This is a genomic window from Microcoleus sp. S13_C3, from assembly GCF_036700905.1.
Lineage (GTDB): Bacteria > Cyanobacteriota > Cyanobacteriia > Cyanobacteriales > Microcoleaceae > Microcoleus.
In genome coordinates this window covers 1-22,590 of the sequence record NZ_JAUBPT010000127.1, presented here as the reverse complement: position 1 = coordinate 22,590, position 22,590 = coordinate 1, and the positions used below count along the sequence as shown (strand labels likewise).

Annotated in this window: 21 protein-coding genes; 13 read left to right on the top strand and 8 right to left on the bottom strand. The window is 43.8% G+C overall.

Translation table 11 applies throughout. From position 1 onward, the window contains the following. Positions 1-64: 64 nt before the first annotated feature. The 4 genes from QUA16_RS27020 to QUA16_RS27005 all read right to left on the bottom strand — a co-directional run bounded on the left by QUA16_RS27020 (position 65) and on the right by QUA16_RS27005 (position 5,099). Positions 65-421 carry a hypothetical protein gene (locus QUA16_RS27020; RefSeq protein ID WP_333108484.1) on the bottom strand — a complete coding sequence of 119 codons (357 nt, stop codon included), beginning with the start codon at positions 419-421 and terminating at the stop codon, positions 65-67. A gap of 245 nt (positions 422-666) precedes the next feature. Next, positions 667-3,957 (bottom strand): DISARM system SNF2-like helicase DrmD, encoded by a 3,291-nt coding sequence (gene drmD, locus QUA16_RS27015; RefSeq protein WP_333108486.1) that lies wholly within the window; start codon positions 3,955-3,957, stop codon positions 667-669. A gap of 340 nt (positions 3,958-4,297) precedes the next feature. Further along, on the bottom strand, positions 4,298-4,843 hold the full coding sequence (locus QUA16_RS27010; RefSeq protein WP_333108487.1) for a site-specific integrase: 546 nt from the start codon (positions 4,841-4,843) through the stop codon (positions 4,298-4,300). A gap of 73 nt (positions 4,844-4,916) precedes the next feature. Next, on the bottom strand, positions 4,917-5,099 hold the full coding sequence (locus QUA16_RS27005; RefSeq protein WP_333108488.1) for a hypothetical protein: 183 nt from the start codon (positions 5,097-5,099) through the stop codon (positions 4,917-4,919). A 425-nt stretch (positions 5,100-5,524) separates the two neighbouring features. Here QUA16_RS27005 and QUA16_RS27000 point away from each other — a divergent pair, with 425 nt between their 5' ends. The 8 genes from QUA16_RS27000 to QUA16_RS26965 all read left to right on the top strand — a co-directional run bounded on the left by QUA16_RS27000 (position 5,525) and on the right by QUA16_RS26965 (position 13,521). Continuing rightward, a complete protein-coding gene (locus QUA16_RS27000; protein ID WP_333108489.1) occupies positions 5,525-5,872 on the top strand; it encodes a hypothetical protein in 348 nt (115 codons plus the stop codon). Then, entirely contained in the window at positions 5,844-6,158 is a 315-nt protein-coding gene (locus QUA16_RS26995) for a helix-turn-helix domain-containing protein (protein WP_333108490.1), read from the top strand. The genes QUA16_RS27000 and QUA16_RS26995 overlap by 29 nt, the downstream gene beginning before the upstream one ends. An 89-nt stretch (positions 6,159-6,247) precedes the next feature. After that, positions 6,248-6,496: a hypothetical protein gene (locus tag QUA16_RS26990; RefSeq protein WP_333181480.1), complete on the top strand. Its 249-nt coding sequence runs from the start codon at positions 6,248-6,250 to the stop codon at positions 6,494-6,496. Between the two features lie 454 nt (positions 6,497-6,950). Beyond that, a complete protein-coding gene (locus QUA16_RS26985) occupies positions 6,951-8,192 on the top strand; it encodes a hypothetical protein (RefSeq protein WP_333108491.1) in 1,242 nt (413 codons plus the stop codon). 209 nt (positions 8,193-8,401) lie between these two features. Then, on the top strand, positions 8,402-9,829 hold the full coding sequence (locus QUA16_RS26980; RefSeq protein WP_333108492.1) for a DEAD/DEAH box helicase: 1,428 nt from the start codon (positions 8,402-8,404) through the stop codon (positions 9,827-9,829). Between the two features lie 612 nt (positions 9,830-10,441). Next, entirely contained in the window at positions 10,442-11,944 is a 1,503-nt protein-coding gene (gene dnaN / locus QUA16_RS26975; protein WP_333108493.1) for a DNA polymerase III subunit beta, read from the top strand. A gap of 158 nt (positions 11,945-12,102) precedes the next feature. Further along, a complete protein-coding gene (locus QUA16_RS26970) occupies positions 12,103-13,212 on the top strand; it encodes a transposase (protein WP_333181479.1) in 1,110 nt (369 codons plus the stop codon). A 171-nt stretch (positions 13,213-13,383) separates the two neighbouring features. Continuing rightward, entirely contained in the window at positions 13,384-13,521 is a 138-nt protein-coding gene (locus QUA16_RS26965) for a hypothetical protein (RefSeq protein ID WP_333181477.1), read from the top strand. Here the strand turns inward: QUA16_RS26965 and QUA16_RS26960 are convergent. Further along, entirely contained in the window at positions 13,493-14,377 is an 885-nt protein-coding gene (locus tag QUA16_RS26960; RefSeq protein ID WP_333181475.1) for an SGNH/GDSL hydrolase family protein, read from the bottom strand. The two genes, QUA16_RS26965 and QUA16_RS26960, sit on opposite strands and share 29 nt — an antisense overlap. Before the next feature lie 547 nt (positions 14,378-14,924). On the opposite strand from QUA16_RS26960, the gene dnaX reads away from it, so the two are divergent. Both dnaX and holA read left to right on the top strand, forming a co-directional pair. Then, positions 14,925-16,340, top strand: a complete 1,416-nt coding sequence (gene dnaX / locus QUA16_RS26955) for a DNA polymerase III subunit gamma/tau (protein ID WP_333108933.1) — start codon at positions 14,925-14,927, stop codon at positions 16,338-16,340. Continuing rightward, a complete protein-coding gene (gene holA / locus QUA16_RS26950) occupies positions 16,337-17,293 on the top strand; it encodes a DNA polymerase III subunit delta (RefSeq protein WP_333108935.1) in 957 nt (318 codons plus the stop codon). The genes dnaX and holA overlap by 4 nt, the downstream gene beginning before the upstream one ends. A 253-nt stretch (positions 17,294-17,546) precedes the next feature. On the opposite strand, the gene QUA16_RS26945 is transcribed toward holA, so the two are convergent. Further along, a complete protein-coding gene (locus QUA16_RS26945) occupies positions 17,547-17,744 on the bottom strand; it encodes a hypothetical protein (RefSeq protein WP_333108937.1) in 198 nt (65 codons plus the stop codon). Between the two features lie 3 nt (positions 17,745-17,747). Continuing rightward, positions 17,748-17,873, bottom strand: a complete 126-nt coding sequence (locus QUA16_RS26940; RefSeq protein ID WP_333108940.1) for a hypothetical protein — start codon at positions 17,871-17,873, stop codon at positions 17,748-17,750. Between the two features lie 140 nt (positions 17,874-18,013). On the opposite strand from QUA16_RS26940, the gene QUA16_RS26935 reads away from it, so the two are divergent. Beyond that, the gene (locus QUA16_RS26935; protein ID WP_194008898.1) at positions 18,014-18,460 is read left to right on the top strand and encodes a DUF6932 family protein; all 447 of its coding nucleotides are present in this window, start codon (positions 18,014-18,016) and stop codon (positions 18,458-18,460) included. After that, a complete protein-coding gene (locus QUA16_RS26930; RefSeq protein WP_333108944.1) occupies positions 18,457-18,990 on the top strand; it encodes a helix-turn-helix transcriptional regulator in 534 nt (177 codons plus the stop codon). The genes QUA16_RS26935 and QUA16_RS26930 overlap by 4 nt, the downstream gene beginning before the upstream one ends. Before the next feature lie 334 nt (positions 18,991-19,324). Here the strand turns inward: QUA16_RS26930 and QUA16_RS26925 are convergent, their stop codons facing one another. Further along, entirely contained in the window at positions 19,325-19,927 is a 603-nt protein-coding gene (locus tag QUA16_RS26925) for a hypothetical protein (RefSeq protein ID WP_172186646.1), read from the bottom strand. A gap of 530 nt (positions 19,928-20,457) precedes the next feature. On the opposite strand from QUA16_RS26925, the gene QUA16_RS26920 reads away from it, so the two are divergent. Further along, on the top strand, positions 20,458-22,521 hold the full coding sequence (locus tag QUA16_RS26920; RefSeq protein ID WP_333108945.1) for a DEAD/DEAH box helicase: 2,064 nt from the start codon (positions 20,458-20,460) through the stop codon (positions 22,519-22,521). The last annotated feature ends 69 nt before the right edge of the window (positions 22,522-22,590 follow it).

The window sequence follows — 22,590 nt, the reverse complement described above, 5'->3', positions numbered from 1 at the left end:
TGTTGATTTTGTAAATCAAATCTTGAGTGTTTACTTATCTTAACATGATTTGGTTTTTTTACGCCTACCTACTTAATATACAGGGGCGAACTGCTTCTGGATCTAGAACTGTATAAGTTGGTTTTAAAGTCTCGCCGTAGTCAGGAAGTGGCACCGTAAATTCTGGAGCAATTTCTGCCACTAAATCATAGGGTTCCCACCCCAAAACCTCGGTCACAAAGGCGGGAAAATCTGAAATTAATGCTTGACTTTCGTCGCTATTTGTGGTAATAATTTCTTGCAAAGCTTGCTGCAATTCAACGATATTGCGACTCGGCACGCACTGAAATTTTACTAAGGCGGGAGGCGACACAACAAGTCCCACTGGTTGCAAGAATCCCAACCATTCTTTATGTCTGATTAATTCTGGATCTTGTGCCATTGTTCCTCCTGACTTTACCTTGTCCCTAAATTGTATAATTGTAAGGTGCGTCAGCTTTAAAATACTACCCAGACTCGATTGTAGGGTGCGTCAGCTTTAAAATACGCAACTATAACTATGAATAATCGCCTGACGCACCCTACCCAGACTCGATTGTAGGGTGCGTCAGCTTTAAAATACTCAACTCTAACTATGAATAACCGCCTGACGCACCCTACCCAGACTCTGACGCACCTTACCCAAACTCAACCCGACACCGGATATAAATACATTAACCCCACTGGTTCAACTCGAACCGCTTTTACCTGATAAATCGCTTCAATTCGAGCCGGTTCTTTCACTAATTCCTCAGACAAACTTTGCAGACGTTTCTGCCAATAACGCCTATCAGCATCCACTTGTCGCTGTTCCTCTTCTGGAAAAAGAGATAACTGAATCGCTTGAGTTTCTTGTTGCCGTGCTAAAATGCGCTGTTGCTGCTGTTCTAAAATTTTCTTCATCTCAGTTGCTTCTTTCAAACCGCGCTCATTTAACTTCCGCTTTGCCCTTTGGGCTAATACTTCTGCCCGACTTTCCAGGTTCGGAATTAACTCCTCAACATCCTGAGACGCACTTTCCTTTAGGCGAATCTTTACCCCTTCAGAAACCTCTCGCAATCGCGGATTTGCCAAGGAATTTTCTAGCAATTCCAATACATTTTCTTTCTCTCCCTCTCCCAAAGGCTTCAGTTTTTTCCGCCCCCTATTTGCCGGATCTATCCACTCCGCAGCAACGGCAATTACTTCATCATGAAGTCGGGTAGCACCTTCTCCATAAAGTGACAATCTCCCCAAGGCAATAACTTTAGGAATCGGGTCATCCGTGAGACAAATACAAGCGCGAGTTAATTCATCATGCAGAAATCCTTGGGCTAAAAATCGTCCCAATAATCGCTGCACAATTTTGTGTTCTAAATGTAAGTGTACCACTTCGCCATCCAGAGAACCTGGGTCACGAAAAACTACTGGTCGGATGGGAGATTCCCTACGCCAATCCCAGAGTTGTTGACTTCTTTGGCGAGGTTTTCTCAAGCTATCCAGCGTCACTGTCCAAGTTGGATCTGCCCCGACTCGTTGGTTAAGTGCAGGAATTTCCCATTTCGCTGTTTCTGGATTGTGGTTTGCTGCGATTACGTCAATGGGCTTGAGTTGCTGTGCACCTAAAATTTCCAAGGAAGCTGAGATTGCATCCCGGAAATGGCGGTCATCTAAACCTAACCAATCCCGCGATTTCTTGAGCATTTCTTGAAGTTCGGAAATCTGTTTAGTGAGGTCTTGTTTGCGAAGGCGAATTTCTTCTAATTCTTCGTCAATCGCGGTGGATGTGTTAGGATTAATTGTTTCTGAGTTGATTGTGTAGGGTGCATCAGTATTAAATGTTTCTAACTGCGTACTTGAATTAGGACTGACGCAGCTTACAGATATTTGTTCAAGGGATTGAGTAATTTTTCCTAGTTCTTTATGAATAATCCCATTTTGCAGCAGACGAGACATACTTTTTTCAACAACAGGTGTCAAAGTTCCCAACTCTGCTTGAATGGTTTTTGTTTTCTGAATTAAAACCTCTAAAACTCGATCTTCAATTCGCTGCGGCAATACAAAATAATGGCAATTAACAACAGGCGAACGCTGAAGCTTCCTATCAATGCGACCGTTGCGTTGTTCCATGCGGCTGGGATTCCAAGGTATGTCAAAATGGAATAAATCAGCACAATAATTTTGTAAGTTTATCCCTTCTCGTGCTGCATCTGTGGCAATCAGAATGCGGAGGGGATTGCTGGCTGGGTCGCTGTTAAATGCCTGTTTAATAGCCTCGCGCCGTTCCTCGCCAATGCCACCATGAAAAACGCCGATTCGTTGGTGTTCTAAGTGAGAATTGGCAAAGGCAGATCGCAATTGTTCTTCTAAGTAACGTTTGGTATCCGTATATTCTGTGAAAATTAGGACGCGCCGCTCTAACCATTGAGCATTTGGCTGCCCTAAATCAGGACACAGATTTTCTCTAATCCACTCAATTAACTTAATAATTCTCGGGTCAGGTTGATAACGAGCAGCATTGGCAATTTCCGCCATTTCTGACAAAATTTCTTGTTCTCGCTGGGTAATTTGTGATAAACTATTAGCAGTTGCCGCTGCCATTTGCGCGTCTTCTTCTGCCTGCACTTCTTCCTCTGGCAGTTCCGCCCGCTCATCATCACCTCCCGCCGATTCAGACAGCAGTTGTAAACGTTCTAACCGCAAAATTGGCTGTTTAGAAACTTGCTTTTCTAAAGCTACTCGGTGAACTTTCAACGTGCGAGTAAAGGCTTCGATAGATGACAGCAAGCGCTTTTGCAAATTGGTAATTACTAACATCGCCGCTGCTTGGTTGCTGCGAGATTCACCTTGCAATCGCTCTTCTCGCAATTCTCGATAGTGTTGCAGCAAGCGCGAAAGTTGGAGTTCGGGTGCAGTTTCAGGCAGGTTGTCGATCGAGATCGCAATCACTTCCCTTCTCGGAAAATCATCGCCAATTTCCCGCAAGTCTCGCTTGAGACGGCGCACCATTACCGAGTCGAGTAATTTGCGATCGCGCACGGGGACACCCCGGCAAAACCGCTGCGGATCTAAAATTTCTAACAACGCTGCAAAACTATTAGAATGGCCGTTGTGAGGCGTTGCTGAGAGAAATAACTTATGTTCAAAACGAGGCGCTAAATCTCGCACTGTGCGAGTTAGCTGAGAATCAACGGCATATTTAGCACCGCTGGCAGGGGCGGCATTGTGCGCTTCATCTAAAATTAGCATCGATGCGGCTGCAAATTCGCCCAGCCAATCTCGCAGTGGGCCGGTGTAGGTTTCATCTCTGAGCAAAGCATGGGAGATGATGAAGCGGGTGTGAGTTGTCCAGGGGTTGATGCCGTACCCGCGATCGCGCCGGCAGGTGGCCACAAAGGAGCGATCGCAAATTATGAAACTGAGCCCGAAGCGGCTTTCCATTTCTTCTTGCCACTGTCGCACGACAGTAGGGGGGCAAGAAATCACCACCCGTCGCACTTTCTGGCGGATCAGCATTTCCCGCAAAATCAGTCCCGCCTCGATCGTTTTGCCCAAGCCTACGTCGTCGGCAATAAATAACCCAACTCTCGGCATGAGTAAGGCTTTGCGGAGGGGTTCTAACTGGTAAGCTTTAACTTCGATGCCTGCTCGGTAGGGAGATTGAAATAGCTTGGGTTCGGTTGAAGTAACGCAGTTCCAGCGCAGGGTGTGCAGGTAAGCTGAGAAGAGTTTAGGATTGTCGAAGCCCCGCTTCGCGACGGAATCCCAAGAGTTATTGCCGATCGCTACGGCGTCAACTTCTCGCTCCCACAGGACTTCGAGGCTTTCTCCCAAGGCATCATCTTCTAAGCACGACAGTCGCACTAAGGTGTCTGTATCCTCGGAGAATTTGGGTGCGACTTCTTCGACGAGGTATTGGCGCGATCGCACCCTGACAATTTGCCCAGTTTTTAGTTGCATTTTGCTACTATACTTGCGATCGTTTTTGCTGTAAATATTCTTAATGATATTTTTCCGCTATCCCCAGCTCGCTTGCTGGTTTAATTTGGTCAATACTTCTGGCTCATAAACAAATCAGGGGGAGCATCTTCAACATCAAAGAAGCGCAACCCTTTGTACGGAAAGTCCCCATCTGGGGGTAGGAATAAAAATTTGCTCCCGTTCGCCCGTCAAACTAACAGTCTTGGACGCACTAAGCGGGCGGTTTTGTAAAGGTTTGAGATTCTTCGCGCGCTGGGCGAGCGAATGACATAATGTGGAAGCGTGCGGCTAGGACTAAATAATTTCACTGTTGAACGGCTCACTTCAAAAGCGCGATCGCCTTGACAAGCTGTTCCGGCTGTACCTCCAAATAACGCTGGAGACTCGACAAATTTTTGTGTCCCGAAATCTCCATAATCACCCGCAGCGGCACCCCCGCATTGCTCAAATTAGTCAGTGCCGTCCGCCGCATCGAATGTGTTGAAGCCCCCTTAATTCTTACCCGCTTGCAAGCTTCTTTAAAAATCACATCCGCCTGAGCGCGAGTCAAAGGCTTCGTATTGTCTCGGCCCGGAAACAAAAAACCCACATCTGGATTGTAAGCCTTTAAATACTTAGCCAGTATAGGATGGAGCGGCAGCGTTCGCGTTGCTGATTTTCCCTTTGTCGTCGCTTTCCGCAACGTGACTGACCCCCCAACAATGTCGTGAGTTGTTAAAGCTAACGCCTCTGAAATGCGGCAGGCGCAGTAAAAAGTTACAGCAAACAAAAGCCTGTCCCTTGCTGTAATAAAACCCCGCTCAAACAATCGGTCAATTTCTGCGGGCGTCAAAATCTTAGCGCGCCCATTCCCTTGAACCTTCACGGCGCAGCCTCTTAGACTAAATTCCTTCATTATTGGACGAAAGGGGGTTTACGTCAAGTAGGCTAAGTGGCTTCTATTCTTTGATGGTCAACCAAATCCGGCTCAATCGCTTTCTGGGCAATCGGAGGCGCTTGTTGCAACTTACTTCCCGCTTATTGCTATTCAACTGACTATAATTCTCAGGAAAGTTGATAATCGGCAAGGTAGCGATCGCGTCGATGAGGTCTCTGAAGGTAACAGGTTCAAGGGCTGTCATAACACCGCGCCACCAAGAAAATTATTAGTAACTAATCTAATTATACTATTGTTTGATTCTACCTGCAACCTTTTTTGCTGGCTGGTTATATTCTGAAGAACAAGTCATCAATATTATCCAATAATCCTTCTACTTCCCGGTGTGGTTCGATTTGGAGACGTTTGTCGATCATCGCACCTCGCTGACGAAAGCAACTACACCTTTACTATACAAGTCTGCTGCAACCGGACTTGACATCAACGCGATTGGGCGGTATCTCAAAAAACTGATAGCCTAGCCAGAGTTGGGCTTTGAGAATAGTTCGTCAAATATAGATTCCAATTGATTGATTTAAGGAAATGTCGCGCAGCAATTTCTTTATCAAGAAATTGGCATAAAAACCTATCAAAACAAATCTGTTGCAGTCGATGCACAGTTAAGAACTCATGTCAATCTCAAAAGGAAAGCGAGATTTGATTTCGGGCCTGCCGCTAAAACAGTTGAAGGATATACCACCTTCAACTGAGTTGCCTGCAAGTTTTGCCAAAATTCATCCCCCGCGCTTTGAGTGCGGCTTTAGGGTGCGCTGGGCTGATGTTGGCGAAGAAGGTGACTGGGGAATAGTTATCGGCATATTTTACAACTACGAACAGCGCCGTTGCTGTTGGATGTGGTGCTACATAATTTGGTTGGCTCCTGATTCCAAGAGTGCAGCTTGGTGTCAATTTGATACGGCGTGGGAGGAAGATTTAGAGAGGTGTGAGGATGAAAAAGCCGCATACTTTGACAGATAGAGAACGCAATTTGATTGCAGTTTACAGCCAATGCCAATTGGGCATGACGCCGAAACAGTTTTATGTCAAGTGGGGCGTAAGTTACGAGCAACTTGCCTCCATTTGTTCCCGCTCTGATTCAACAGTGCAGGGTTGGTTTAAGCGGGGAAAAAATCGAAGATTTCCTACTGCTGTTGATTTGCGCCATTTGGCAGTAATGGATTTTCTGCTGGAACACTTTGAGGAGATTCCCGACATACTGGCGAACTTGCTGTGTCCGCATTCCGAAGATAAGAAGGTGCGTTAGAAGAGAATTTGAGCAGTTGCTAGCACAAACCTAATTAATTGTCAAGGTCAGCGTGACCTGTCTTGAAGAATATTCTCTCAACTAGCGTAATGGCAAGCAAGGAAAAAAGAACGCAACCTATTACTGTCGCTGGTGAGGTTAAAATGACTTATTTTGAGAGATTGCATCCGTGGTGCATCATTAAGCTGCTTCCTAATTGTCAGCGTATTGTTGTGGCGCGATTTCGCAGCAGGAGGGATGCAGACGATCATTTTCGGGTTTTGCAACGGTTTGTCAAAGAATTCACATTTGTGATTGTTTTTGACATCCCACCAAAGCCTACTTTGCCTAAAGAATAACGACACAGCTCTGTTTGAAATCGAATTAATCGATATAGCTGTGTTAGATTAATATATCCGCTTTCGGGCGAATTACCCCAGCTACAGCTCCTACTGATAGCTGGGGTAATTTTTTATCTACTGGGGGCTGTTAACTGGAGTGATAAATGCTCAAAACCGGGTTTGTTAAACTCTACTAACTAGAGCTTGTTATTAGACTTTTAATTGACGCTCCAGAGCCATCGCATTTTGTACCGATAGCTCTAATTATATGAGTAAATATACTCACACTAATAGCTGTGCGATCGTAGATGTGGGTGATACCAGTATAGCTGGCGATCGCAACTGAGCCTCCCCTCTAACAACAGCTAAGTCATTTCCTGCAATTTAAGCAATAACTATTGGTTGAGGAAACCTCTAAATTAAAAGCTACCCCTAGCGGGAGAAGTTAAGGGATAACCAACTTTTTACCCTTATGAATACTAACAATTCTAATATTAACCCCCACAAAACCTTTCCTGAATCCGCAAGCCAGCACTCCCCTCAAATTAAAGAAGTGATTGCAGTAATTTTTCCTTTTCTCGCGGATGCACCTGCTGAAGAACATCCCTTCAAATTAAACGATATCGTAAAAACAGGCAACCAATACGGCATTGTTACTTCTCTCAACAAAACTGAAAAACCTGTGACAATTACTTGGGACGCAAGTCCCGGCGAAGATTCATTTTCTTGGACTTATAACCTCGACGAAATCCGCGCCCTCACAATCTCCCTCGTTCCTCAGTTTATCCCTAAAAAGACTGCTGGAGAACTTCCAGCTTGCACAACTATCGTACTCGCTAATTCCGAACAAATACAATTTAGTAACGCAACTCGTTTCAAAGTAGAATCGCTGAGTGAACACCACATTCTTATCTCTACTCTCGACCAATCTTATCTCTTTCCCATCAACTTGTTTCCCGGCTACCTGACAAGTTGTACTATAGATATTCCTGCACCCCAGCAATTAAAAGACACCCGCTGTTTGTCTGTCAATGAACTCAGAATCAGAGCTAAGACGCATTTAGCTCTTGAAGTGCCCGATAATTTCTTAGAATTCGCTATGCCGCTCCAAAAACAGCAGTTGAAAGAAAAACTAGCTCGACAATTGAGCGAAGAAAATTACGAACTTCTCGACTTTGACGTAGCTTGGGAAGAAGCCTGGAAGCAGCAGTTAGAAAACCTAGCCAAGAAACAAGGATTCTACGGATTTAGAGAGGGAGATTGCATTTTACAGCACCGAGAAGGAGTTCAACGAATGGGGACAGTCCAACGCTTGAACGTTGAAGAGCCACGTCCATTTCACATCCATTGGAACAGCGGAGAACTCCTAAGTTACAGCTTGACAGAACTCAAAGGTTTGGGTATTGCCCGCATCGAACCTATTGTTAAATTATCGCCCAATGTGGCTTATCAAATTAGCGAAGACGGCTCCTACTTTACAGCTTGGATTGGGTTCCGTACTAAAGCGTTAGCTAAAGCGTGGCTAATACCTGTCAAAAAGCTAGTCGGCAACTTGAGCAACTTAATTGAGTGCCAAATTTATGAACTTCAACATACAGGTTCTAAATACGAGTATGCTGTAGAATGTCCCCGACATAAAACATTAAACAAGCGTTTAGAAGCTCTCGCCAAAGTTGCTGAACTTGATTTAGAAAGGACGCCATTTACGAGATGAGTGGGAAGTAGCAAGCACTTCGTAGGGTGTGGACGGTGCTTTTTGGCAGGGACAAAACACCGAAAAATTTCCTATTTGTCTTAAAAGTTTTATTAACAAGACTTAGGAATCTTCCTTGCCCGAAATCTAAAAAACCTACTCTTGAAAGACTCCCCCGTCAAGCTAACGCTTAATCAGAAGTTGATAAAATTAGTAACGGACGCTAACTAATGATTCAAACCTTACTAGAACAACCCCAAAAACTTACACAATTTCCCTTCACGCTCAAACCGCAACAGCAGCAAGCCCTCGACAAATTGAGAACCTTTCTAACCACTACCGAGTCATTCTTCTTGCTGTGTGGCTATGCAGGAACTGGAAAATCCACAATCGTCTTTCAAATTATCCAAGAACTCTTGAGTCAAAGCAAACGCATTGCCCTCACAGCACCTACTAACAAAGCAGTCGGCATTCTCAGAAAAATGGCAGCGTCTCAAGGCATTTTCGGAGTAGATTTTATGACAATACACCAACTTTTAGGATTAGGCATGGTCAGAAAAGAACAAGAAAAAGCTTTGGAACAGACAAGTTCCAGCAGCCTTCACCTCTACGATATCATCTTCCTCGACGAATGTTCGATGGTTGGAAGCGAATTGTGGAAATGGATAGAACGCAATTTTGAACGCACATTCTTCAATCACCGCAAGCTAATTTTAATGGGCGACCCGGCTCAACTCAATCCTGTAGGAGAAAAAAAGTCGCCTGCTTTCAGCATTACCAATAAAGCTGTACTGACCAAAGTTGTCAGGCAAGCAGGGGAAAGCCCTGTGCTCGATTTCATAACAGAATGCCGCTCTTTTGTCAATAGCAAAGCAGACATATTTTTGCCACACTCTAAATACAAAAAAGGAGACAAGTCAAACGGTGCATTCAAAGTTAAATCAGAAACGCTGCTACAATATGCTGTCAAAACGATCGATCTAGAATTTGGTCAAAATCCCGATCGTTTCAGAATTCTGTGCTGGACTAACAAACGAGTCAGATACTACAATCAGCTTATCAGAGAACAAGTCTACGGTAAAGCTGCACCCAAATTTGTACCGGGAGAAAGGCTAATTACCAAAAAACCCGTCATGGCACCTGACGGCAAAACCGTAATTTTGCCGACTTCAACGGAATTTACCGTCAAGGAAGTTGAGATTAACCAGCACGGAGGCTATCGAGTTTGGCTGCTAAAAATTGTGACTGATGACGGTTTATTTCGGCAAATCTTTGTCCTGCACGAGTCGCAAAATAAGCGTTACCAGGCTGAACTTAAAGAAAAGCTAAAGAGTGCTAAACGCAATGGATTTCTTTGGAGGAAATATTACTGGTTCAAAGATGATTTGTTTGCTGAAATTGACAATTGCTTTGCTCTGACTATTCACAATTCGCAAGGCAGCACTTTTGATGAAGTTGGTATTGACGGAAGCGACCTTTTCAGCAGATTGTTAATCGGTCAAGATTTGAGCAGGCAACAGAAACTTAAAGAGTACCATCGACTTTATTATGTCGGTGCAAGCCGCTGCCGATATCGGATATTATTTGTTGCCCCCAATGACTCGTACTCAAACAATAAAATTCTCAAGTACAATGTAAACTTCTCAACCAAGAGGTAAAGTCTTCAACCAAGAGGCACATACGTTTGTAGAAAACAGTCAGTAACACTCAACTTTCAAAAAGCTTCTCCATCAGGACTTAGGCTGCATAAATCAATTTTTACACTATCTGTAGTAGTAACGTGTGCCATCAGCACCTACAAGTACAGTCCTGGGCGCAACTGGCACAATTAGTAAGGTACGTTACTATCCCAAACCCTCGATAATCGCCTTATAACGAAAGTCTGACGCACCCTACAAATCGATTGGACTATGCCAGTTGCGTAATTCCTAAAGTAGAGTCTGTGCGTAAGTCCTATTTATAAAATAAGGCGAACAAGGAAACGAAAGGGCAAGGGGAAAGAGAAGATAAAGAGGGAGAAAAAAACTTTAGTTGTGGGTTGATAGCAACGTTCAAAAAATCAATAATTGTATCGATACCCACCGAGTTAGATACAAAATGTCTACCCTTGAATCCTATGCTTTTAAGCGTGGGTTCCTTCCCCTTATCCTTTTCCTTCTCTTTCTCCTTTTCCTTCTCTTTCTCCTTCTCCTTCCCACTCCTCTTTCTCAACAACCTGAATAAGTGCTGCTACCGCAGCGGCAAATCGCACCCCTGACACCAGGCTAATTATGGCAAAATCTCGACTAACAGGAACACCGCCTCAAGAGGAAAATTTGGAGAGAACAGTTAAGAAAAAACGCTCGACTGCCACAGCACATAATTCTGCCAAAACTGTGAAGAAATCAGTCAAAGCAACAACTGAAACTGACTCGGTTTGCGAACCCTTAACAATCTATCCACAAAAAGTAGAAGCTTCACAAACTTGCACCAATTTTGCAGCACTTCCAGCCGTCGAAGCTCCTTCTCTAGAAACCTTGTCAAATGAGGCGATATTGCCTTCCCCTTCTACTCTCCCATCAGCTATTGAAGTTGCCTGCAATTCAAGAGAATTCAACGATTATATACAAGCCCTGAAAGGCATCATTCCCAGCAATAGCAGCCATCCCATTTTGTCCAATATTTTGATTGAAGCTGATGCAGAAACTCAACATTTGCATCTAACTGCCTACAACTTAGAATTTGGAATGCAAGTGAGCTTTGGTGCGAATGTCAATCAATCTGGAAAGCTTACCCTCCCCGCACCCATACTTGCTGACATTCTGGGAAAATTTCCTAACGGCAGCCTTACCTTAAAGAGTTCTTCTGAAATTATTAAAGGAAGCGACGTTCCATCAGTCAGTGCCACTCTGAGTGCGTCAAGGAGCAAGCACGCCATTCGCGGGCTAGCTGCGGACGAATTTCCGGCTATCCCCAGCGTTCAACAGAAACTTGTAACGCTTCCTGCTAGCGTGTTAATTTCTGTCCTAAAAGCTAGCTTATTTGCTGTAAGTTCTGAGGAAAACAAACGCATTTTAACAGGAGGGAATTTTCAACTCAGTCACGACGCAGACAGAGGACTCGATCAACTGAGAGTTTGGACGACAGACGGGCATCGGGTAGCAATGGTTTTAGGATTGAACGAAAGCAGCAATTCCCACCTTTTGAGCAGTCAAATAATTAATTTTACTGTCCCTGCTAAGGTACTCCGGTTATTGGAGCGTTCTTTGAATTCTGCTGACAAAGTTACGATTTACTATGAAGGTTTGCCAGACCAACCTAGTAATTTTGTCGCATTCGAGTGGAATAATTGGCGGTTGACAACGAAGTTGCTAGAAGGGCAATATCCGGTTTGCGACCAAATTATCGCTCCCTACCGCCCTGAATTTAGCCATCAAGTGGTGGTTGAGAGGCTGAGCTTTTTAAAAGCCTTAGAGAGGTTAGCTTCTCACAGCGACAAGTCTCACCTAACAGCTATTTTAGAATTCGATTTAGATGCCCAACAAGTGCGAGCATCACTCAACAATACTCTCAGTTCAGGAACTGAGACAGTTGATGCCAAACTATGGGGCTGTGAGTTTTGTCTCAAGTGCGACATCCGCTATTTAATTGATACAGCCAAAGCGATTTCCAGCTCTGATTTGCGGGTGTTAATGGCAACTCCTACCGCTCCCCTACTGATTGCACCGTTTGGAACGCCTGCGTCGGGTACAGAGGCTTTAGAGTGCGAATATATTGTCGCTCCGCAAGAATAGTTGAAAGGTGGGGAGTGGTATCTAAAATTGATGCTCTCCCTTACCAAAGAACGGGGTTTAAAGCCCCGTCTTTATAGGACGGTTTTAATTTCTAAATTGTCCTAATTTTCTCAGATGTTGTGGTATAGTATAATAAGAATAACATAGGAAAGAGAGGCATGAAAGCGCGGTATCAATACAGATTTTATCCTAGTACGGAACAAAAAATTAGCTTAGCTAAATTGTTTGGTTGTACTAGAGTAGTCTGGAATGATGCCCTAAGAATTTGCAAAAACTCTGCCAAAAAACCTAGCTGTACAGACCTGCAAAAAATTGTAATAACTCAGGCAAAAAAGACTGAGGAGAGAGCATGGTTGGGAGAAGTGTCGGCGATTTGCCTGCAACAATCTGTCTCTGATTTGGAAACAGCTTTTAAGAATTTCTTTGATTCTTGTAAAGGAAAACGTAAAGGCAAAAAAGTCGGCTATCCAAAGTTCAAAAAAAAGACAAACAGCCAATCCGCAAAACTAACCACAAACGGTTTTTCCTTGAGGGATGATTATGTTTACCTTGCAAAGATTGGCAGAGTTAAGCTGATTTGGTCTAGGGAATTGCCAGACCATCCAAGCTCTTTAACTATAATCAAGGATTGTGCAGAGCGGTATTTGATCAGCTTTGTAGTAGAGGATTATCCCGAAGAAGTCGAAGCTAAGAACCACAGCGTCGGCATTGATTTAGGCATTAAAACCTTCGCTGTAATGAGTGACGGGACTAAAGCGGTAAGCCCTGACTACAAAGTGTTAGATCGCAAAATTCGCAGATTACAGCATAAACTTTCCCGTCAAAAACTCGACTCTAAACGGCGGAATAAAACCCGACTGCAAATAGCTAGACTGCACAACCGAATTGCTGACACTAGAAAAGATTTTTTGCACAAACTATCAACTAACTTGGCTAAGGATAATCAACTTGTCATTTTAGAAGATTTGAATGTAGCAGGAATGGTAAAAAATAGGAAGCTATCAAGGGCAATTAGTCAGCAAGGTTGGGGTGAGTTTAGGGCTTTGTGCGAGGGAAAATGTGGGAAGTATGGCAGAGAGTTCAAAGTAATTAGTCGCTGGGAACCTACCAGCCAAGTTTGCTCAGATTGCGGGTTTAAGTGGGGGAAAATAGACCTCTCTGTGCGTTCTATACTCTGCCTCAATTGCGGTACTAAGCAAGACAGAGATGAGAACGCCGCCAAAAATATAAATAAAGTCGGGATAGGGCATTGCCACGACTCTAAATGAACATGGAGACTGAGTAAAATTACTTCGGTAGTATCGGTCAATGAAGTGTTAAGAATCCCCGCGCTTTTAAGCCGGGGAGTATGTCAACGCAATCGTATAGCCAAAATTACGCAGAGTGTTCGTATATGGTGTAATAGGAGGCCAACCCCCCGATAAACAGCCCCGTCTGTGATGTTGCGTAAATTATATATAAATCCTACAGATTATGAAGTGCTGTATCATCAGTTTGACCGACCTCATGCCGTTCCTGTGGCGATCGCCCGTCGGGCCTTAAAATGGTTTACCGAAGCATCCCCAATTCAGATTTAATCATCCTGCTCTCCTGCACAATCGCCGACGCTGCTTCCCCCAAAATTTTGTGTGCGGCCGTCGTCGGATGAATGCCATCCCAAAACAAAAATCGATCGGGACTACCGCAAACACCTCCTCCCGATAAACACGCACCCGTCACATTTGTCAAGCCATATTTAGCCGGATTCGCGATCGCTTCCCGATAAAGCGCATTAGCATCCAAAGTCGCGATTTTCAAGTCTGAATGCTGTTGACTTAATACCTTAACCGCTCGCCTCAAACCCTGATTGTGTGCTTGTGTTAACGCAGTGAGTCTTGCAGAATTAGCGCCTGTTCGCGTCGCCGGTAACTGCCCCAAATCTGGTAAATTTGCCACCAGGATATTTTTCGCACCCACAGCAGCAAGAGATGCGATCGCCCCCGCCACATTTTCAACGGGAATATTCGCATTATTTGCCCCCTGCAAATAGTCATTCGCACCCGCCCACAGTACATACACCGCATGAGGATTTGCCTGTTTTTGGGAGTTAGTCCATGACTTAACTTGAGTTAACAAACCCGGGACAAGGCTATTGCGATCGCTCCCCGTTGTTGCACCTCCAGATGCAAAATTAGTGACTCGTTCAGGCGGCAACTTCAGGCGCTCGGCAAGATACTCTACCCAAACTTTACCATTCGAGTAACGCCCTTGAAAGTAAGTCGAACGAGGCGGATATTGACCCCCGCTCGCTCGAAACACCGTTCCCATATCCGAAAGACTGTCCCCAAATACATAGAGTTCACTGACAGCCTCAGAACTTTGAGCTGATAGGATGAGTGCAACCATAAAAGATAAAAGCGCAATAATTACTGCAAAAAAGGTTTTTTTCAACACTGGTAAAATCTTACAATAACTATTTGGTCTTAATTTGAACTGAACATTTTTTCCGCAATATACGTAATGGCGAACCGATTTGCGAGTAAAACTTAGTCAAAATAAATATTTTATTTGTCTACAAAACAATGTGCTTTTTCCTACAAAATGAGGAGGCTTTTGACTAAAAAATACTAATTTGCCATCCTATTTTTGCCGTTTTATAGCGAAAGTTTTTCAATTAATTATAATTACTAATTTAACCTCCGATTTTGGTAATTCAACCTCGCAATTACGAGTGGCGAATTAACAAGTACGAATTATTCAGTAGGGGAAGACCCTACTAATTGTAATTACGAATTGCGAATTAACAATTACGAATTTTTTTGACACTTTTCTAATGCTATCTAGCTTATAGCGCTGTGGAGGTGACAAAACCGTACATATTTTGGGTAATTACCCAATAAAAATCGCCCATAGATGAGCCAGCCTCCGATCGATCGAACTGCTGCTGGGTAATGCCTCCCCTATCGGGGAATAGTTACCAGAAGTATTCTAACCACTCAAAATGTACCAACCACTGCACCTCAAATACCGACCCAAAAACCTCCAAGAATTAGTGGGCCAAGACACCATTAAAACAACCTTGACCAATGCCATCACCTCCGACAAAATTGCTCAAGCTTACCTATTTACCGGGCCCAGAGGAACAGGCAAAACCTCAACCGCTCGCATTCTTGCTAAATCCCTCAATTGTTTGAATAGCAAAAAGCCAACCGCTACTCCTTGCGGGGAATGTTCAAGCTGCAAAACCATTGACTCCTGTTCAAGCTTAGACGTAACTGAAATCGATGCTGCCTCTCACAATGGCGTGGATGATGCCAGAGAATTAATACAACACAGCAACTTTGCGCCAGCGATGAGCCCTTACCGCATCTGGATTTTAGACGAGTGTCACCAACTCAGTACCAGCGCTCAAAATGCTCTCCTCAAATGCCTTGAAGAACCTCCGGCTCATGTGGTATTTATTCTCTGTACGACTGAAGCACATAAAGTCCTGCCGACAATTATCTCCCGCTGCCAAACTTTTAACTTCCGAGCCTTGTCAGTTGATGCTATTGTCGGACAATTGCACAAAATTAGCTCCACTGAATCTATTGAGATCGCAAGTGAGGCCATGCGGGCGATCGCTCGCACCTGTGACGGAGGGTTAAGAGATGCCCTGCAATTACTTTCTCAGCTTTCACTGCTAAACTCAGAGATTACCCTAACTCAAGTTGCAGAAGTATCTGGCAGTATCAGCGAGCAAGAGTCGATCGCCCTTCTCAAAGCCATTCATTCTGGCGATACCTTAAGCGTACTGCAATCTTCGAGAACGCTCATTGACAGCGGCAAAACCCCTAAACTTATTCTCAGCAGCTTGCTAGCAGCAATGAGAGATTTGCTCATTGTCAAATCAACGCGCCACTGCCAGAATTTAATTGCAGGGCCAGTAGGCTACTCACAACTGCGCTCGCTCGCTCTTCATCTCGATTTTGAAACAATTGATGCGGCTTGTACACAATTGCAAAAATCAGAATTTCAATTGAGAACTAGCACCAATGCTGCTACCTGGTTAGAAGTCTGTCTGCTGAACTTGATGCTGTCAAGCAAACCCGCTGCCCCCGAAACGCGGTTGCCGACAACTTCCCAATCTAATCAGCCTGACAAATTTGATAAAACCCCTCAAAAAATAGAAGCAGATTCTCCTGACTTTGAGACAACTTGGGCGCAAGTAGTAGCAGCAGCGAAACCAGGCAATCGTAGCCTCTTAAACCGCGCTCAAATTGCCGAACTTTCGGCTGATTCATGTGTGTTAGCAGTAGAAAGAAAATACGCGAACAAGTTTCAGAGTCACCTTGAATGCGTGCAGCGGATCGTTACTAAAGCTTTAGGCCGCTCTGTTACTGTAACTGTCAAACAACAGGAGGAATTAGCAGCATGATTAGCATCCTAATTGGGAATGACACCTACGCAATTGAACGAGAAGTTGAAAAGTTTAAGACTCAAACTCATCCTCTCTGGCGAGATTTCAACATCCACCGCTTCGATGCTTCTTCCCTGGATGCAGCCCTCTCTGCTGCTGCTTCAGTTCCTTTCGGCGGAGGAAACAAACTTATTGTTGTTGAAAATTGCGATTTCAAGCAATTTGGAGAAATGGGGCTAGAATTGCTGCAAATTTTGCCCCAATTACCCGCCACAACGCACTTAGTCTTCACTGCTGCTGTTATCGACAAACGGCTCAAGGTAGTCAAGCATTTATTGCTGTTTGGTAAACTTAAGGAGTTTACTCTCATTCCCCCTTGGCGTACTGATTTGATTGAAAGTGCGATCGCTGCTACTGCTAAACAGATGAATCTCTCAATTGCCAGAGATGCTGTCAGTTATCTAGCGGTAGCGATTGGTAACGATTCTGCTAGAAGAGTTAGTGAACTGGAGAAATTAGCCATTTATGCTGCGGGCGATCGCATTACCAAAGAAGCTGCTAAAATCCTCGTTCCAGCTACCACAGCCAACTGTTTTCAACTGGCAGAAGCTCTTTTAAAAGGTCAAGCAGTGGCGGCAATTAAGGTGCTTGATGAATTGCTATCTCGGGCAGAGTTTCCTTTAGCAATTATTGCCACTCTCCAAACTCAGTTTAAAACTTGGCTGTGGGTAAAAGCTACTCTGGATTCCGGCGGCAAACTTTCTGATAGTGAAATTGCTAGTATGTGCGGAATTAGTAACCCCAAACGGCTGTATTTCCTCAAGCAGGAGGTTAAGGAAGTATCTGCTAACTGTTTAAGTCGATCGCTCTCCATTTTGTTTGATTTAGAAATTGCTCTCAAAACAGGAGATAAGCCTGACTCGATGTTGCCTGCTTTGCTCAGCATCACTCAACTCACTCACCTTAAATAACAGGAAAGCGCTGCCGAGTTAATTCGGCAGCCTTTCATTAACTGTCTTGTTAAAAAAGCTGTTGTTTCATTACTTATCCAAGTTATTTTTTAACATTTTTGGCGTAATATAATGTACAATAAGTCCAGATTTGTTGCCAAATTTTACTGGAACTAAAGTCTAAGAGAGTCGCTTGCATCGAGCGGACTAAATAAAGTTTTGCTCGCTTTCCGCTTACCATATTTTTTCTGTAAGGTAATTTCGTCAATGCGAGTTACAACCGACCCAGCAGGTGGAGTTGTATTGTTGCCCCGGATGCTTGGTGCAAGTTGTAGCTGTATGATGTGACGTTGCCAAATACATCTGTCATCGATTTGACCTGTTCCAAGGCATCATAAACTACTGATTGACTGTTACTTTGGGAGGTTCTGATAGCGACGATTAGGCCCTCCGAATCCTCGTCGTATTCCATCGTTTAGGTGTGAGTTTGACCATTGAGTCTAAATGTAGTTGTGGCGACTTCTATTTGACCGTATTGAGTCGGAATATTCGGAACATTCGGTGTCGAATTAGAACTGAAAGTTAACTCAAAACCCTGCATCGCACCAGTCGCTTCTGTTACAACTTATTAATTATCACTCAGAGCGATGGCTTTTTGCCTGCATATTCAGGTATGCTGAGGAAATCAATAGCTATAAAAACCGACAATAAAATTGTGTTAAAATGTAAAGGTGTGAGGGCATGATTCCCGAATTTGATGAGAACGGCAACTTGCCACCAGGAGTGTATTGGGCCGAATGGGAAGAATTCAAAGATCGCTTTGGAATAACACCACTTCGTACTCGCATGATAGATGGTTTGCAAATGGCAATGGAGCAGCTAAAGGCAGCAGGATGCAGAACAATTTACATCAATGGTAGTTTTATTACTAGCAAACTAGCTCCTCAAGATTTTGATGCTTGTTGGGATAGAGAAGAGGTTGATATGAATTATCTGAAAACTCATGCTCCTCGACTGAGAAATTATGCAGATAGAGCCGCACAGAAAGCTCTTTATCGCGGTGAAATCTTTCCGTCCGACCAGCCAGTCGGTAGTTACGATCTAACTTCCTATGAATTATTTCAACGGGACAGAGAGCTGCATCCTAAAGGAATTATTGCTATAGATTTAGTAAGGTGGTCGCCATGATTAGAAATAAAAAGCAATATGAGTATACCCAAGAGTTAGCGAAAAGATGTGAATCTACGCTAGCCCAGTATGACGCCCAAGATGAAGAGGTGAAAAAGAACGATCCTTGGTGGTTAGTGATGCGTGAATCTATCCAAAGTCATCTGGATACTTTTAGGGCAGAAATAGCTGAGTATGAAAGATTGGTGGAGTGCGATCGCACTCAAGACCTCAAAATTGAAGTAGATTCGATTTTAGAGCTGCCAAAAGTCTTAATTAAAGCTCGAATTGCTGCGAAAATGACTCAAAAAGAACTTGCGGATAGACTGGGGCTGGAAGAAAATCGAATTAAGCAATACGAAGACTCAGATTATCAATGTGCGAGTTGGGTGGAAATTATCGATATTACTGAAGCTTTAGCGGTTGAGCTGAAAACAGCTAGTTTTGTGGTGGATTTTCAGGAGATGGAAGGGAGAAAAAGTTCTCTGGCTGAGTTTGTAGAACGACAGCGAAAGCAGTTAGAATTTAAAGCTCAGAGAGTCGAAAAATAGTCATTATTTATTGTCCAATACGGTTTATTTAAGACAGTCTGTTCAGTAAAACGATGTGAAAAACAGACGGGATTGCTTTCCTACCCTTCACCGAACGCCTTCGGCGAACGGATCGCGAAAGCTAACGCGAAGACGCTCGCAATGACAAAAACAGTTAACCCAAGCGTATTGAGTTATTGTCTAGATATCGCAGCAGTTTTTGAAGGTACAATCGCACTCTCATCTCTATTTGTATAAACTTCCGAGCCGCAATAAACTTACCCACTCTCATCATTATTAGACTTCCCAGTGAAAATCAGTTAACCGATCTACTCAAAAAACGTTTAATAGCAGCTCATCTTTCCTGCATCATCCAAACCAGAAACCCCAAGATTTGCTCAACCGGAGGAAGCGGATAATCTGTAAGATCAATGGACGCGCATTGCTCTTCCAGTTTAAGAAACCGCCAAACTGTACCGCTAGTAACCGTTCCATAAATCGTCGATATCGGCTGTTGCTTTTGTTGGTTAAAGCGTTGAGCTGCAACCATTTCTGCAAGGCATTGCCCAAGAGCCGGTTTAAGGTCTTCTTTCTTGGCTTCCACCAATATAACCGCAGGGGCTTTGATAAATAGTTGCTCCGGGGAACGACTCAGGAGAAAGTCAACATACCCTGTGAGTTCAGCCTCCGGTTCTACATTGAATTCTTCGCCTGAAAAAACGCTAATCTGTCCTTGAAGTTGGCGTTTTACTTCTAGTAACACAGGATTGATAATCCCCTCCGAACGAGCTTTTTCGCTACTCACCGCGATCGCCCAGGGAATCGTTTCTTTAAGAATATCCTGTAGTAAAGGGCTAGGAGTGACCGGGGAAATTTCTGGTAAGAAACGCGAGCCTTCAATGATTGTGAGATGGAAATCATCTACAGCTTTGCTGAGAGTAAATTTACTGTAAGGCATAGGTTTATTATTCTTAATTGGATACTATAACACTTCTGGGTTAAATGAGGTACATCTGGTAATTGGTAATTGGTAAGCTGTCGCGTCTTTAAATTATATACTTCAATCCTTGTAGAAAAAGCGTAAAAATTTCTCCCTCTCTCCCCTTCTCCCTTTCTCCCCCTCTCCCTCTCTTCTTTGCTACATTCCAACCTTCAACTCCGAACTGCACTCTCTTCCCCTCTCCCTCTCTTCCCCTCATTCCCAATAGACACTTTAAATGCGTAGCAGCTTAATGGGCAGTTGACGCCTCACTTGCTTGAGAACCGCTATATACATAGCAAGTGTACTGTGTTAATGCTAGCGTCTCACGGGGCAGGGTAATCGCGCAGTGAGCCAGAGACCTACCGTTTCCCTAGTTCCTGAACCCAAACCCATAATTGCCACCAAATTCAGTCCGACTCCCAGTTGGTTTTTTTGGAATTTCTTCTCTCGTTCTTTTTCCTACCTATCGGTAGTAAAAGAGAAAAAATTCATTCTTAGAGTGACCAATGCCTCCCAATTATATCAACCTTCTTTCCCAACTAATAGCCAGACATGATTTTCACCAAAATAACTTCCCAGAAGCAAGCCACTTGCAGCCAACTGCAACAGCCGATTTGTGTGAGTTTTTAGGCGAAGAGGTTATTTATCAGACAATCGCTACTGCTACAACTCCTAAGCTCTACAAAATTCCTCAAGACTTGCCGCCTTCAATAATTTCTGCTTTGCACAGCCAAGGCATTCAACAGCTTTATTCGCACCAAATTAAAACACTCAAAGCCGTGCGCCAGGGCAAAGATGTCATCCTCAGCACAGCAACAGCTTCTGGCAAATCTTTAAGTGCGTACTTGCCTATTTTAGAGGGCATTCTCCAACATCAATTTACTGCACTCTCTATTTATGGCTTGAAAGCTTTAACAGCCGACCAAAGTCAAAAACTTGCCGATTTGCTCCAACTGATTCCTGAGCCTGCGCGCCCGCGCCTTGCCCTTCTAACTGGAGATACTCCTCCCAAAACCCGAGAACAATTATTAGCTGCAAATCCTAGCATAATCAGCGCAACACCAGAGTTAATTCACTATGCGCTGAAAGGCGTTCACTGGAGTCAGCCTTGGCAGCATTTTTTAAGTCGCCTCCGCTATATTGTCCTAGATGAAGCTCACACTTTTAACGGAGTTTACGGAGCTAACATGGCTAGCTTAATTCGCCGCTTAAAATTGGCAGTAGACGAGCGCGGAGGTTCTTCTCAAAAACTGCAATTCCTGATATTGAGTGCTACCGTTGGCAATCCCGTTAAATTAGCGAAGTTACTATCTGGTAGAAGTCGAAAGCGAAATCTCAATAAATCAGAGCGGTTAGTTTGGATTAACTCTAGCGGAGCTGCTGTCCCAGAACGGCAATTAATTGTTACTAAACCGACTCATGATGCTAATTCCGATGTTGCTCGCATTATTATGTTTTTGTTGCAGCAAGGGCAAAGCGGAATTTGCTTCGGTAACGGCAGACAAGCAATAAAGAACTTGTGGGCAACTTTTAAGCAAGAAGCCGTAACTCAAACTAACTCTGGAATTGAGTCGCAAGTAGCAATTTTCTACGGCAGTTTAACGAGCGAGCGCCGCATGGGAATTATTAACTCTTTGAAGTCAGGAACAGTTAAGTGTATCCTCAGCACCAGCGCTCTCGAAGCAGGTATTGATTTGCCTCAACTTGACTTTGCTATTATTAGGGGATGGCCGGGAAGCTTGCAAGCTTTTAGGCAGAGAGCTGGTCGAGCCGGTCGCACAAAATCCGGTTTAATTGTCTTTATTCCTATTGCCCAATCGCCTTTAGATAACTACTTTGCTGAACGCCCTGAATTGTTACTTTCTGCCGAATCTGAATTGGTAAGCTTTAATGCCAATTATCCCATAGATATTGCCAAACATTTGATGTGCGCGGCTGTCGAAACTGGCATTCCTTCCAGTAAGTTAAAACACTATTTTGGCAAAAGCGCTCCTCAAATTGCAACGGCTTTAATCGAGCAAGGTGTTCTTCACAGAAGCCGGGATAAATTATGGGCTAAAGGCTTTCCGCATAAAGATGTAAACTTTCGAGGGGGAACGGGTTCTAGCACGATACAACTGGTGGATGCGGATACTCAAGAAGAGATTGAACTCCTCAGTGCGGAGATTGCTTATCGAGAGGTATTTCCTGGTGCTATTTACCGCACGCAAAACTCAGACGGCTGTTTGGTGACTTATACTTCGCGCTCACTCTTGAATGGCAAAGCTATTTTGCAAAACACCCCTGAAACTCGACTGTTTACTGTAGCGATTAGCCACACTCATACCAGCCTCAAACAGAATTTGAGCTTGCCTCAACAAATCCCGTTGGTCATTCCAGAAGTTGAAGGAAATGTTCAAACCAATTCAACGGATAGTAATGCAATTCCAGCTCAAGCTATTCTGGAACTGGTTTGGGGAGAAATTAGCCAACTCGTCACTGGTTATCAATTATTAACTCGCAATTACGAGTTAACTTGTCTCAATAGAAAGTGTGTCAATTACAGAGAGCATTTACCAAAATGTAAGTAGGTCGGTATAAAAAAACAAAGGTAAGTAAAGAAATGTTAACAACTAGAATTGGAACTGAATTTAAAGCGA

Excerpts from the sequence above, each read along its gene's own strand:
- QUA16_RS27020 (WP_333108484.1), bottom strand. The coding sequence starts at position 421 with ATGGCACAAGATCCAGAATTAATCAGACATAAAGAATGGTTGGGATTC.
- drmD (WP_333108486.1), bottom strand. The coding sequence starts at position 3,957 with ATGCAACTAAAAACTGGGCAAATTGTCAGGGTGCGATCGCGCCAATAC.
- QUA16_RS27005 (WP_333108488.1), bottom strand. The coding sequence starts at position 5,099 with ATGACAGCCCTTGAACCTGTTACCTTCAGAGACCTCATCGACGCGATC.
- QUA16_RS27000 (WP_333108489.1), top strand. The coding sequence starts at position 5,525 with ATGTCAATCTCAAAAGGAAAGCGAGATTTGATTTCGGGCCTGCCGCTA.
- QUA16_RS26995 (WP_333108490.1), top strand. The coding sequence starts at position 5,844 with ATGAAAAAGCCGCATACTTTGACAGATAGAGAACGCAATTTGATTGCA.
- QUA16_RS26990 (WP_333181480.1), top strand. The coding sequence starts at position 6,248 with ATGGCAAGCAAGGAAAAAAGAACGCAACCTATTACTGTCGCTGGTGAG.
- QUA16_RS26985 (WP_333108491.1), top strand. The coding sequence starts at position 6,951 with ATGAATACTAACAATTCTAATATTAACCCCCACAAAACCTTTCCTGAA.
- QUA16_RS26980 (WP_333108492.1), top strand. The coding sequence starts at position 8,402 with ATGATTCAAACCTTACTAGAACAACCCCAAAAACTTACACAATTTCCC.
- dnaN (WP_333108493.1), top strand. The coding sequence starts at position 10,442 with ATGGCAAAATCTCGACTAACAGGAACACCGCCTCAAGAGGAAAATTTG.
- QUA16_RS26970 (WP_333181479.1), top strand. The coding sequence starts at position 12,103 with ATGAAAGCGCGGTATCAATACAGATTTTATCCTAGTACGGAACAAAAA.
- QUA16_RS26965 (WP_333181477.1), top strand. The coding sequence starts at position 13,384 with ATGTTGCGTAAATTATATATAAATCCTACAGATTATGAAGTGCTGTAT.
- dnaX (WP_333108933.1), top strand. The coding sequence starts at position 14,925 with ATGTACCAACCACTGCACCTCAAATACCGACCCAAAAACCTCCAAGAA.
- holA (WP_333108935.1), top strand. The coding sequence starts at position 16,337 with ATGATTAGCATCCTAATTGGGAATGACACCTACGCAATTGAACGAGAA.
- QUA16_RS26945 (WP_333108937.1), bottom strand. The coding sequence starts at position 17,744 with ATGGAATACGACGAGGATTCGGAGGGCCTAATCGTCGCTATCAGAACC.
- QUA16_RS26940 (WP_333108940.1), bottom strand. The coding sequence starts at position 17,873 with ATGCAGGGTTTTGAGTTAACTTTCAGTTCTAATTCGACACCGAATGTT.
- QUA16_RS26935 (WP_194008898.1), top strand. The coding sequence starts at position 18,014 with ATGATTCCCGAATTTGATGAGAACGGCAACTTGCCACCAGGAGTGTAT.
- QUA16_RS26930 (WP_333108944.1), top strand. The coding sequence starts at position 18,457 with ATGATTAGAAATAAAAAGCAATATGAGTATACCCAAGAGTTAGCGAAA.
- QUA16_RS26925 (WP_172186646.1), bottom strand. The coding sequence starts at position 19,927 with ATGCCTTACAGTAAATTTACTCTCAGCAAAGCTGTAGATGATTTCCAT.
- QUA16_RS26920 (WP_333108945.1), top strand. The coding sequence starts at position 20,458 with ATGCCTCCCAATTATATCAACCTTCTTTCCCAACTAATAGCCAGACAT.